The organism is Candidatus Zixiibacteriota bacterium, from assembly GCA_016933955.1.
Classification (GTDB): domain Bacteria; phylum Zixibacteria; class MSB-5A5; order GN15; family PGXB01; genus JAFGTT01.
Map to the genome: position 1 here is coordinate 43,520 of JAFGTT010000030.1, position 12,497 is coordinate 56,016.

The window sequence follows — 12,497 nt, forward strand, 5'->3', positions numbered from 1 at the left end:
ATTAACCCTGTTCCGCTTTATCATTATTATCCATACCTTCCGCCAGTTTCAGATTAGGATTCCGCAGTCTGGCCAGGTATGAATTTCGCGGGCGAACATTGAGTTCGACCAGCAGTTCATAGTTGCGATCCATTTTCTTTAAAGCTGTCACGGCACTCGAAGTATCGTTGATATTCCCGAAGGTGATGGCTCTGGTCGGGCAGGCCTGCTGACAGGCGGTTATTATTTCACCGTCGCGGACAGCGCGATTCTCCTTTTTGGCGGCCTGTTTGGCACGATTGATCCGCTGGATGCAGAAAGTACATTTTTCCATGACGCCGCGAGAACGAACGGTGACATCCGGGTTCTGGGCCATCTTGACGGTTTCCGGTAGCCTATTAGTATAATTGAAGAAATTGAATCTTCGTACTTTATACGGGCAGTTGTTGGAACAATACCTGGTTCCGATACAACGATTATAGGTCATATTGTTCAATCCCTCGCGGTCATGAACGGTGGCGGCGACCGGGCAGACTGCCTCGCAAGGCGCATTTTCGCATTGCTGGCAGGGAACCGGTTGATGAACCATGCCGGGATGGTCCATGTCGCCGGAGAAATAGCGATCGATTCTGATCCAGTGCATCTCCCGTCCGCGGTAAACCTGTTCTTGACCTACGATCGGAATATTATTCTCGCTCTGGCAGGCAATGGTGCAGGCATCACATCCGATACAGGTATTCAGATCGATAACCATACCCCATTGATAACCGGTGCTGTAATCATGATCGGGATATATCGACTTTAAGGAGGGGTGCTCTACCATTTCAGATACGAATCCGGGGTTACTGCGATACTCCTCAAGAGTGGCCTCGCCGACCAGCGGTCGGCCTTCCATAAGATTGTGATCCTGAGTATTGGCCAAGCGGCTTACCCGATCCGTTTGAGTAACATTTGCGCCCTTTATAAATGACATCCCGGCCGCAGTTCGTAAACGATAGGTATCGACTCCGACCCCATCGGCCACCCGGCCAACTTTATCACGACCGTAACCCAGAGGGAGAACAACGGTCCGATCGGCAATTCCCGGAACGATCCAGACCGGGATTTCGATTTCGAGGGAATTCAATCCCAAGCTGACGATATCATTATTTCCCACCTCCAGGGTTGCCGCCGTTTGGGGATTTATCAGGGCGGCGTTGGACCAGGCCAGCTTGCTGACCGAATGCGGCAATTCCTGGAGCCAGCCATTGTTGGCATAACGGCCGTCATACAGATACGATGGATAAAAGCCCAGCTCAAGCTCATCGGATGAATCCTTTGATGAATCCGGAAGATTTTCAAAAACGGCCCCGAAATTTTTAAGTGGCCGGAACCCGTATGATAATAACGGTTCGGTTTTAAGCAAGCCTTCATGAAGAACCCGGCGCCATCTATTCTCGAAATCACCTCCGTTCAGAATATTGCCCCAGGTTTCACGAACGATATCATAACCTCGCTGATCCCGCCCGGTCGCCATCAGGGAGTACATTTCGCTGTCGGAATGAGCACCATAAAGCGGCTCGATCATCGGTTGAATGATGCCGACCGTACCATCGGCGGCACGGACATCACCCCAGCTTTCAAGATAATGAGCACGGGGAATATGCCACTCGCATTTTTGCGAAGTTTCATCGTAATATTCACTGAAATGAATATTGTGTTCTATCTTTTGAATCGCTTCGCCGAAATTCAGATCAACCGGGGCATTGTATACCGGATTACCGCCCAGGATGACCAGGGTGTCGACTTTGCCGGCCGCAATGGCATCGATCATTGTTTTCAACTGCCCGGTGTCTGATCGGGATGTGTCCCTCATCGGGATTAAATCCATGGTCCGCCCGATATTGCCCAGGGCATTATTCAATAGCAGTACCAATTCATGAACCTGAGCGGGTTGACGCCGACCCGCGACCACCAGATTGGCCCCTTTATTGGCCATCAAATCCTCGGCCAGAGCAGAAATCCATGATATGTCAAAAGTCTCATGATATTCCGCGATATTTCCGCTGATATCGAGACCGCGCTTCTGAAGTTCCTTCAGCAGGGTCGAGAGAAAGGCGTCGATCCGGCTGCTTTGAATGGCATACCGATGGTCAGCCATGCCGCCGGTTATGGTAAAGGCGCTTTCAACCACATACAGACGGTTCATGCTGTCGTCCGTATTATTCATCCGCCGCCCGTCGGCAAACTCGCGCGCCGCCCTCAAAGCCTCACTCTCAGTCTGAAGAAAATCGGAATCGAGAGAAAGTATTACCGAAGCCAGGTCATATTTGTAAATCGGTCTTAAGTCGTTTCCGGTCAGATTTTTAACAGCCCCGAGTATATTTTCATCACTTATTGGTTCATAGCTGACCCATTTTGCTTTCGGGAAAGCCTTCAGTATCTCGGTTTTCAGGCGGGCCAGAGTGGGCGAGGAGAATTCTTCTGATATAAACGCCAGGCCATCGCCCTTATTTGCGATAAACTTATCATGCAGTTCCCGCCAAACCGTGACAAAGGTATCATACGTGACTTCAACGTTACGATTTCGAGCCATCTTCGAGCGATCCGGATCGTAGAGGCCAAGGGTCGAGGACTGGATAAAAAGGCCGGTAGCTCCGCCGGTGGAGGAGTGGACCGGATTCCCCTCGACTTTGGTCGGCCGTCCCTCATGACATTCGACGATCAATCCGAAAGCCGACAGTCCCAGCGGCATCGAGGTGGCGTAATACTGCGGGACTCCCGGAATAATCTCCTCGGGCTGGGAAACGTAGGGAATGATTTTTTCCACCGGTTTGCGGCATCCGGCCAATCCGGCCAGCGCCAGGGAAGCGGCCATAACCGTCAGAAAATCACGCCGGGTTACGGTATTATCATCATGATGATTATCCCGGTCACGATATTGCTCCAGAAGATGCCGGCGATACCGCGGCGTGCATTTAAGCTGATCCAGACTGGTCCAGTAATATGTATTGGTCTTTTTCATATCCCTATCACTCATCGGTGACATCCCGAACAATCCACCGGTGGATTGATATTGAGTTCATTTTTTAGCCGCTCAGCAAACTGCAACTGGCTTTCGGGTGGCGCCCAGCCCATATTGGTCAACTCCTCGTGCGGGCGCAGATATAGATCGGGATTGCGATGGCAATCCAGGCACCAGGACATGCTCAACGGCTGTTTTTGCTGGACCACAACCATTTCACCCACATTATCATGACAGCTGAAACATCCCACCCCGGCTCGGAGATGAGCGCTATGATCGAAATAAACGTAATCCGGCAGCATATGCACCCGGATCCAGCGCATCGGCTCTTTTTTCCCCCAGCTTTCGCGGATCGGCAACAGACGGTCGCTGTCGGGCAGAATCAGCGTGTGGCAGTTCACGCAGGTCTGGGTCGGAGGAACATTGGCTACCGGCGATAATTCCACGGCGTTGTGGCAGTACCGGCAATCCAGCCCCAGGTCACCGGCATGCAGTTTATGACTGTACGGAACCGACTGAAGCGGCCGGTAGCCGACATCGGTGTACCACGGCGAAAAGAAATACCAGACGAAAGCGACCACCGCCACGATTTTAATCACCACTATAACAGCCGCATAAGTGGGGAGTCTATTAGTCCATTTTGGAAAAATCTGAGCCAATAGTGCTATCCTCTGTGGCCCAATATAAGAGACCGCAAATGATAAGGCAACCTAAAACAGCGTCCCCGAAATCATAGCGATAAAAAATTATTAATAAATATACTATTGAGTATTGAAATACATCAAGGGACAGATTAAAGCATATAACGCACTTGATATCGGGAGTCTGAAATTCGCGAAAATTTTGGTATTTTTTTCTTGACAGGTGGATAAATGGGTATTATTATCTAAAATTAATTATCAGTTCTTGTTAAGAATAGGAATAAAAGACCGAGGAAATATATATGTTTACGCCGATTGAAATTTCGAATTGCCTTTTTATTCGGTCGCTGACCGGATTGTGGGGAATGGGATAACCAGGGATATAAAATATTGCATGTATCGCCCGGGTTAACCACCCGGGCTTTTTTTATCTATTTTCGGAAAGGAGGAAAAATATGAGACATGTCAGAGGTCTTTTAAGGTCGGATTCAGGGACTGTGATCGGAATCCATCTAATTGAAGGAGTTGAAATTATGAACCCGTTTATGATTCAAAACGGAAACTGGTCAACCGTGCAAACCGGTGGCCGGAGTGAAAGATGGTATTCCGGATGAGGAAGAAAGTCAGGTTTTAAGGATTTCATAAGTTTATTCTGCAACCTTTCTTAATTCCCTCCATGGAATAATTCATCTTTCAATACTACCACCAGACTGGTTGACCACCCGGGATCAGGCGGCCGCCGTTACACGCGGCCGAACGACCCGAAAGCAAATGCCGGCCTATATTCATGAAGATTATTCCGGCATGTCAGACAGGCCAAAATTCGGACAGAAGGAATTGAAAGATGTTTTTCGATATAATAAAACGGATTTTCCATGGGGAAAAAATAGCCATCTCGATTTCATTTAAGGAATCGGGAAGATTTATTGGCGGATACAGAATAAGTATCTGCATAAAATGCTGACGGCGGAATCTTATGAAAGGAGATGAGATAAATGTTTTATCATGGCTGTTTACATTTATCACGGAATAGTATAAATTATAATCTTTGCACGAGTCCGGCAACCTTTGGCCGGATCCGAACGTCAAATACATATAATGATAATATGGTGTCATTAATCTGTGGAGGTTATCAATGAAATCTTTCTGGGGTAAGCTTTTTGCGGTAATCGGGGTCATCGCCGTGGTCGTGATCCTGGTAGTGGCAATCGCGCTTCTAACGCTGACCGGCAAGGATAGTGTTCCGGGAAAGACTATTCTTGAAGTCAACTTTGAAAAATCATTTGTGGAATATATCCCGGATGATCCACTGGCCCGGGCCATGCTGAATAATAGCCTTATTGTTCGGGATGTGATTGAGGCCCTGAAAATAGGCACCTCCGATGACCGGGTTATCGGGCTTATTGCCACCACCGGAGCGGGCCGAATCGGATTGGCCGAGATACAGGAAATCCGGCAGGCGATTATCGATTTCCGTCGGGCCGGGAAGATAGCGGTCATTTTTTCGGAAACATTCGGCGAATGGGGGGCCGGCAACGGCTGCTATTACCTGGCTTCGGCTTTCGATGAAGTCTACCTGCAACCTTCAGGGGATATCGGTCTGACCGGGATTATGGCCGAAACGCCTTTTGTTAAGGGAACTCTGGATAAGCTGGGGGTGGTTCCGCGGATGGGTCAGCGGTATGAATACAAGACCGCTGTTAACATGTTCACGCAGGAGAAATGCACCCCGGCCCATCGTGAATCTTACGAACGGGTGACAGAATCGATGTTTGGTCAAATGGTTGGTGATATCGCCGGGGCCCGAAACCTGGAGCAGGAGAAACTGCGGACAATGATCGATCACGGGCCCTTTATCGGAAAAGAGGCTCTTGAGGCCGGGTTGGTGGATGGTCTGGCCTATCGGGATGAGGCCTATGAGAGAATTAAAGAACTAACTGATAAAGAAGCCGAATTGCTGTATTTGAATGAATATTTCAAGCGTTCCGATCGGCCATATTCAAAGGGTAAAACCGTGGCTCTTATATTCGGAGTCGGAGGCGTTTCGCGGGGCGCCAGCGGTTATGATCCGCTTTTCGGGGATATCATTATGGGCGCCGAAACGGTAGCGGAGGCTTTCAGGAAAGCGGTCGACGATGATGATGTGAAAGCCATTTTATTCCGGGTTGACAGCCCCGGAGGATCCTATGTCGCTTCGGATGTGGTCTGGCATGAGGTCAAGCGGGCCCGAGAAAAAGGCAAGCCGGTGGTGGTCTCCATGGGTGAAGTGGCGGCTTCCGGCGGATACTTCGTATCCATGGCGGCCGATAAAATTGTCGCCCAACCCGGGACGATAACCGGATCGATCGGCGTTTACGGCGGCAAAATGTATACCCGGGAAATGTGGAAGAAAATTGGTATTACCTGGGACAAGGTAAAAAGCAGTGCCAATGCCGATATCTGGAGCGGGGTGGATGATTATACTCCCGACCAGATGGCCAGAGGCGATGCGGCACTGGATCGAATCTATGAGGATTTCACGGCCAAGGTAGCCGAAGGCCGCAATTTGCCTTTGGAAAAGGTTCTCGAGATCGCCCGCGGGCGAGTCTGGACCGGCGAAGATGCCCTGGAACTCGGCCTGGTGGATAAACTTGGCGGCTATCCTGAAGCCATCGCGCTGATTAAAGAGCTGACCGGGATCGAACCTGATGCGGATATCGACCTGAAGGAATTTCCGGAGAAAAAATCAATGCTGAACAGGTTGCTGAAATCAGATCCGGCCAATAGCGAAGAAACCTCGGTTCTGGTTCGGACAACGGAATTAATTCAACCCCTGGCCGTCCTGGCCAGACGCCTGGGTCTGTTGGAACAGCCGGGAGTCCTGACGGCCTCAGGGTATTATTGATTTATTTTGAATTCGTTTATTGCTTGAAAATCCTTATCTGCCGACATAAATTCAATAGAGGAGGGTATGTACCCCCCCTCTATCATGAGGTTAATGGTCGGCATGGATGAGGAAAAGAAAATAGTCATAGTCTCCGATGGAACCGGGAAAACCGCCAAGCGGCTCATGGATGCGGTCCTGGCCCAGTATGACCAGCACGAAGTTGAATATTCCATAGCTGGCATTTACCAAGAAGCCAGAGATAAAAAGAAAATCAACGTGATTTTAAAGAATATCGAGAACGATTACCTCGTTATTTATTCCATCATATCCGAAAATCTAAGCCGGTATTTTCATGAGAAGTTATCTAAGAGAGGCATTCTCCATCTCAATGTCCTGCGCCCGATGCTTAAAACGGTATCGAAATTCCTGGGGGTTCATCCTGATTACCGCCCCGGTATTCTCCAGATTGTAGATGATCGTTATTATAAGAAAGTCGATGCTATCGGCTATACGGTTCAACACGATGATGGCGGGGGACCATTGATAACTGAAGCTGATCTGGTTCTGGTTGGACTTTCACGAACCTGCAAGACACCGATCAGTATGTACCTGGCCTGCAATCACGGACTCAAAGTGGCCAATATCCCCATCTTTCCGGAGGATCATGTAAAGGAATACTTGCTTGATCGCCTCAAGGTCGTGAACAAGGAAATAATTTTCGGATTGATCATGCACCCGGAGATTCTGGCCGAAGTCCGCGAAGAACGCCTGCAATATCTGGTTCGGGCCGAATCCGAACATGAAAAACTAAAACAATATTATGATCTCCATGAAATTCAGAAAGAACTAAAATTTTGCCTTAAGCTGTATGATGAGATTGGATGGCAGACCATCGATGTCACCCGGCGGGCAATTGAAGAAATTTCTCATGAAATAATGAATAAACTCGGATTCTCCGAAGAAGAATATAGCCACGACATAATTTGATCCATCCCAACCCAGTCTTTTATAGGCTCGATTTCAAAATAGATACAATCTTTTCGGATTCGATGTTTCCGGGGCTATTATCTGAACAAATTTATCCAGTCGGAAAAAGCGTGCATCAAACCGACACCCCAAATATTGCCGGTTCTCAGATAAGTATAGCCGAAGAAGAGACTAATCGGAATCAATGCCAGGCAGTCTAAAAGAGCGGATCCGGGGTCCATTCCCCCGACACCGATTCTCTGGGCGAAATGAGCCATAGCCATTATAATCGAAGTTAATATCCATCCGGGAATCGTCTTCAACCAGGCCATCATGCGAGTCTGCAAATAACCACGATAAACAAATTCCTCGGCGAGACCGACTATCGAGAAATAAATAAAAGCCCGGAAATGCAGCGATCCCAAACCCGGATGACCGGAATTCCTGACCAAAGTTACAAATATAGCGACCAATCCGATAATCAAACCGATTACAAGTGAGCCCCACAGGTTATTGGAATTAACTCCGGCTGTGGAATAGGACTCATGGAGAGTCTTCAGAGCAATTCCCACGGGAATTAGTATCAGCAAAGAGATAATGATCAGATTAAAAATCTCGGAAATATAATAAGACCTCGGCTGAGAATTATCAACCGCAGACTCTGCTGAATCATTTACGGGGCAGCTGTCTTTGACAAAAGCCATTTCCCTGAGAAGGGCGGAATCGGCTGGCTGGAGGAATTCCAGATCGGGAAGGATTTCTTCGACGGCCATGGAATCGAATTGAGCCGGTAGTTTAATGTCGGGGTCCGGCTGAATTTCCCCGTTTTGAGTTTCATCCCGGCTGATTTGCGGAATTGAAAAGAAAAGTACAGATACTGCCAGGATTCCAATAAAAACCGCCAGCAAAGCAGTCGTAGCGCTTTTTCGGGGATTATCAAAATGAGGCGCCCGGTATTTCAGTCCGAATAATCGGGAAATCAGGTATATTGCCGCGCCGCCGCCGATCAACCATAAGACCGACAAAATATATCCGATAATTTTCACCGCCGATCAAAAAGATTAATAAATGTAAAATAATGGCGTATTCGGTCGGGTATTAATTTTACCACGGACTCCCATTACCGATTATTAAAGGTATAAATGTATTGAGATTTCGTGTCAATCAAAAAATAGATTTTCAGAGAAATTAATGATAATCATTGACCGGATATTTTAAAAAATCCGATCTTGACGTCTTCCATATTCATGATATATTATCCTGTAAAAATCAGGCAAGTCTTTTATGTCCATGAAATTAGCACTATTTTTATTTTATATCCTGGGTGTCGCGGCCGTTACATCGGTCATGGCCGCGGAACAATATATTATCGACCCTATCGACGATCCCCTGGTTTTGCCATACCGCTTTTTAACAAAAATAAGGAATACCAATCGCAACGGCGACATATGCATTCCCGTGGATTTAAATAATGATGAGCGGCCGGGGATGGCCGCCGTCGGCCAGAACTGGCGTCCCCCGGATACTCTGTCATGCCTGATATTTTACACCGATATTTATCGTTCCCGAGCCATTCGACATTTCAATATGAGGACTCTTCGGGTTGACAAACCATTTGCCTATGATTTTAACGGTGATGGCAACGAGGAAATCGCGGTCACTTATACCGCCTTCGACAGCCTGTGGTTTGAGGTTTACAATGTTGATTCCGGTCTGATTTATCGTCGTTGTCTGGTAACCGGCGACGATCTTGATAGTAACGGGTACTGGGATGGCACAGGTGATATTCTGGCGGCCCACGATTTAAACGAAGACGGGCGGGCCGAAATTCTTATCGGTTTCGATACCGGCTATGATCTCTATCCGCGCGGGATAATGTGCCTGGATATTTTTCGGAATCAGGTTCTCTGGCAATATAATATCGCCGGAATTGTCAACGATGCCAATTTTCATATTATTCGCGATCCTGAACAGGATGGATTTCTGATTATTTTCGGGATCTCGTCCAAGGGCAATGCGGTCCGTGAAAAGGATATGGATGACCAGCATACATATCTGGTGGTCCTGGATGGCGGAGGGAAAGAAAAGTGGAAAGTCGTGGCAGGGGAAACATTTTCGGGGACAAATCCGGTACTGGTGGATTATGACGGTGACGGCCGGCCGGAAATACTGACCGATTTCTATTTCAGTAAAGATACTGCGGGAATGGATATTCCCGGCGGACGGGGATGGCTGGGGCTGTATTCGCTGGATGGAAAAGAACTTCAGAAAATTAATCCGGGTCCCGAGCGCCAGGTTTTCGTTTCTGAAACGCTTGATCTGGATGGGGATAATATTGACGAAATTATATTCGATTATAGAGACAATTATGTCTATGTGTACGACCGGTCGATAAACTTAATCAAAGTCTGCAGTCTGTATGTTATCTCAAGAATTCTGGATTGCCGCAGCTTTCTGGGAGGAGATGACCGGCAGTTATTATTTGCAACCGGCGATAATCGATTGCTCCTGACCGATATAAATTTTAAACCCCTGGCCATAACCGATTCGAAGGATAATATCAGGGTTTCGACCTATTTTACTACCGGTGCCCGGGGCGGATCAGCACGGGAGCATATTCTTATCAATAACGATTTCGCCCGAGAAAACTATATTTTCGGGTTTCAAAAAGCCCCCTGGTTTACCATTTTCTCTCGCCATCCCATTCTTGCCTTTCTGGCCGCCTTTATTCCTTTGAGTATCATAATCGGTGTTGTCTGGTTGATCCTGGCGAAATTCCGGGCCAAGAATAAAATCATTTCACGTCAGAAAAACGAACTGGATAAGACTTTATTGGAATTAAAGAAAACCCAGGAAAAGCTGATTGCCGCCGAAAAATACAGGCTTGCCAGAGATATTGCCGGAGGCGTAGCCCATGAAATCCGCAATGCTTTGTACCCAGCCGGAAGTCTGCTGGACAAACTCCAGGATTTACTTCAATCAGGGCGGATTGAAGATCCTGAGAGAATTCAGCGTCTGCTGGAAATGATCGGCGGGTCGATAAAAAATGCCAACAAGATGATAGATCTTGTCACTCAATATTCAAAACTGGAATCTGAACGCCGGACGGAAGCAATCAATTTACAGCAGGTGTTACACGCTATTATCGAGCAAAACGCGGATAGAATAAAGGAGCAGGAGGTGCAGATCAATATCGATATACCCCCGGAGACGGCGATATACTGCCACCAGGCTCATGCCTTTTCGCTGTTCAATAACCTGATGATAAATGCTCTTGACGCTCTTAACGGAGCGGAGTGTAAGACTATTGCAATAAAAGCCGGGCCCGCTGAGGATAAATATATCAGGATAGAATTCGCCGATAGCGGGACGGGGATTCCTCAGGAAAATATTCCCCGGGTTTTTGATGCCTTTTTCAGTACCAAACCGAACACCGGGACGGGACTCGGTCTGGCAATCGTAAAAAAAATAACGGAATTATATGGCGGCGATATTAAAATCAAATCAGAACTGGACAAAGGCACCAAATTTATTATATTAATGTCATTACTGGAATCAGATACTCAGGCTTAATTAAATTTTAAATTATGAAAACCAAGAGCACGATCTTAATCGTCGATGATGATGGTCCTGTTTTGCGGGCTCTCAACGAAACCTTTATCGATGAGTATAATGTCATCCTGGCCGCCTCGGGAGAGGAGGCTCTTAAAATTATCCGAGAACAGCCCGAACTGGAAGTGGTCATTCTGGATATAAAAATGGCTCGGATGGATGGTCTGCAAACAGCCGCAGGTATAAAAGAAATCAATCCTGATCTCCCCATCATATTCCATACCGGCCATCCGGGCGAATACTCGGAAAAACAGATCGAAGCAGAATACCACCCATATGATTATGTTGTTAAAGATGAGCGTCCGGCGCGGCTTCGGCGGGCGGTCAGAAACGCCATTCAGATACATAGCTACCGGAATCGCTCGGAGGAGATAGTCAGCCTGGCTCGCTCGCAGTACCGCATGGTCGGGAAATCGGCCCGGATGCAGGAAGTTTATCGGCTGATAGAAAAGGTTGCCCCGACCGAAAGCCGGGTGATAATTACGGGACCCACCGGAAGCGGTAAGGAACTGGTGGCCATGGCTATCCACAACCGCAGTCGCCGGGAGAGGCAGGGAATAAAAATTTTCAACTGCAATCATAAACAACCGGACTTGGTCGAATCGGAACTTTTCGGCCATTTGAAAGGTTCCTTTACCGGGGCGGTCGAGGATAGGATCGGGCTTTTTGAATATGCCGATGGGGGCACGATTTTCCTGGATGAAATCGGCGATCTGGATGTTACTACCCAGGCCAAACTCCTGCGGGCGATTGAAACCGGACAGATAAAAAAAATCGGGTCTCCGGATATGCAGAAAGTCGATGTCCGCGTAATCTGTGCTACCAATAAGAATCTGGATGAGATGGTGGCAGCAAAGGTTTTCCGGGAAGATCTTTATTATCGGCTGAAGGGAATTATTATCGAGTTGCCGCCGCTTTCTGAGAGACGGATGGATATTCCCGACCTGGTGACCTCTTTCAGCGAGCAGTACTACCTTGAAAACGGAAACTGCTTCAAGGTCTTTGAGCCGGCGGCGATGGAGCTTCTGATCGAATACGACTGGCCGGGCAATGTCCGCCAGTTATTGCATGCCGTCCAATCACTGATAGATCTTTCGATATCGTCTTATATTACCCGCGATAATGTGGAAGAATACCTGAATTTCGGAATCAGCGAGGAAATCAATGACCAGAGTTTCAATTTGCAGCTTAACCATGCCAGAAAAAAAATTATTGCCAGGGCATTATACAGATCCGGTAACAATATCAGCGCCGCAGCGAGAATGCTTTCTCTCGATCCCTCCAATCTCCGCAAAATGATTATAGAATTGAAGATTCAATCAGGTTAATTCTACCATATGAACGATCGGGCCATCCGGTGAAATTAACCTTTATTGCCTTAATAAAATCCCTCTCCATATGTAAGTCATTAATTATCAACGAATAATTG

7 protein-coding genes are annotated in these 12,497 nt (G+C 47.6%); 4 read left to right on the forward strand and 3 right to left on the reverse strand.

Annotated features, from left to right (window positions below):
• Position 1 precedes the first annotated feature (1 nt).
• Positions 2-2,998 (reverse strand): Fe-S-cluster-containing hydrogenase, encoded by a 2,997-nt coding sequence (locus JXQ28_10565; GenBank protein ID MBN2278176.1) that lies wholly within the window; start codon positions 2,996-2,998, stop codon positions 2-4.
• Positions 2,995-3,642: a cytochrome c3 family protein gene (locus JXQ28_10570; GenBank protein MBN2278177.1), complete on the reverse strand. Its 648-nt coding sequence runs from the start codon at positions 3,640-3,642 to the stop codon at positions 2,995-2,997. The genes JXQ28_10565 and JXQ28_10570 overlap by 4 nt, the downstream gene beginning before the upstream one ends.
• A gap of 1,117 nt (positions 3,643-4,759) precedes the next feature.
• Between JXQ28_10570 and sppA the strand changes: the two genes are divergently transcribed.
• Both sppA and ppsR read left to right on the forward strand, forming a co-directional pair.
• Positions 4,760-6,508 carry a signal peptide peptidase SppA gene (gene sppA, locus JXQ28_10575; GenBank protein ID MBN2278178.1) on the forward strand — a complete coding sequence of 583 codons (1,749 nt, stop codon included), beginning with the start codon at positions 4,760-4,762 and terminating at the stop codon, positions 6,506-6,508.
• Positions 6,509-6,574: 66 nt separating this feature from the next.
• Entirely contained in the window at positions 6,575-7,477 is a 903-nt protein-coding gene (ppsR, locus tag JXQ28_10580; GenBank protein ID MBN2278179.1) for a pyruvate, phosphate dikinase/phosphoenolpyruvate synthase regulator, read from the forward strand.
• 77 nt (positions 7,478-7,554) lie between these two features.
• Here ppsR and JXQ28_10585 read toward each other — a convergent pair whose 3' ends face one another.
• The gene (locus JXQ28_10585) at positions 7,555-8,481 is read right to left on the reverse strand and encodes a CPBP family intramembrane metalloprotease (GenBank protein MBN2278180.1); all 927 of its coding nucleotides are present in this window, start codon (positions 8,479-8,481) and stop codon (positions 7,555-7,557) included.
• Positions 8,482-8,740: 259 nt separating this feature from the next.
• On the opposite strand from JXQ28_10585, the gene JXQ28_10590 reads away from it, so the two are divergent.
• Entirely contained in the window at positions 8,741-11,029 is a 2,289-nt protein-coding gene (locus JXQ28_10590; GenBank protein MBN2278181.1) for a HAMP domain-containing histidine kinase, read from the forward strand.
• 14 nt (positions 11,030-11,043) lie between these two features.
• Complete coding sequence (locus JXQ28_10595) at positions 11,044-12,396, forward strand: sigma-54-dependent Fis family transcriptional regulator (GenBank protein ID MBN2278182.1); 1,353 nt, start codon at positions 11,044-11,046, stop codon at positions 12,394-12,396.
• The last annotated feature ends 101 nt before the right edge of the window (positions 12,397-12,497 follow it).

Excerpts from the sequence above, each read along its gene's own strand:
- JXQ28_10590 (MBN2278181.1), top strand. The coding sequence starts at position 8,741 with ATGTCCATGAAATTAGCACTATTTTTATTTTATATCCTGGGTGTCGCG.
- sppA (MBN2278178.1), top strand. The coding sequence starts at position 4,760 with ATGAAATCTTTCTGGGGTAAGCTTTTTGCGGTAATCGGGGTCATCGCC.
- ppsR (MBN2278179.1), top strand. The coding sequence starts at position 6,575 with ATGTACCCCCCCTCTATCATGAGGTTAATGGTCGGCATGGATGAGGAA.
- JXQ28_10595 (MBN2278182.1), top strand. The coding sequence starts at position 11,044 with ATGAAAACCAAGAGCACGATCTTAATCGTCGATGATGATGGTCCTGTT.
- JXQ28_10565 (MBN2278176.1), bottom strand. The coding sequence starts at position 2,998 with ATGAGTGATAGGGATATGAAAAAGACCAATACATATTACTGGACCAGT.